Below are 364 nucleotides of genomic sequence, written 5' to 3' on the forward strand. Positions count from 1 at the left end.
GAGCCTTCCGGTACGTCACGGGTGATCGACGTGTCTTCATCGGTCATTTCATCCGCTGGCAGCGCCACCGGTTTGTCATTGGTACCCGTCACCGTGATGGTGATGGTTTGTGGTTCGCTCGCCAAACCTTCGTTATCAATGGCAACGTAGGTAAAGGTCACATCTTCCTTCTGACCATCGGTCAGGCCTTGGAAATCTTCACCTGGGTTGAACGTATAGGTGCCATTGTTGAAACTCAATGACCCTTTGCCATCTGGAATATCGGTCGCTAAGGCGTAAGACGCCACGGTGCCATCCACATCAGAGCCTTCCGGTACATCACGGGTGATCGAGGTGTCTTCATCGGTCATTTCATCCGCTGGCA

General features: G+C 53.0%; 1 protein-coding gene. It reads right to left on the minus strand.

The window, feature by feature from the left end; genetic code table 11:
* Positions 1-364 (minus strand): VCBS domain-containing protein (locus AB4405_RS24085; protein ID WP_372063087.1); only part of this gene is annotated, 364 nt, incomplete at both ends.

The sequence above is a fragment of the Vibrio sp. 10N.261.51.F12 genome (assembly GCF_041471725.1).
Taxonomy (GTDB): Bacteria; Pseudomonadota; Gammaproteobacteria; order Enterobacterales; family Vibrionaceae; genus Vibrio.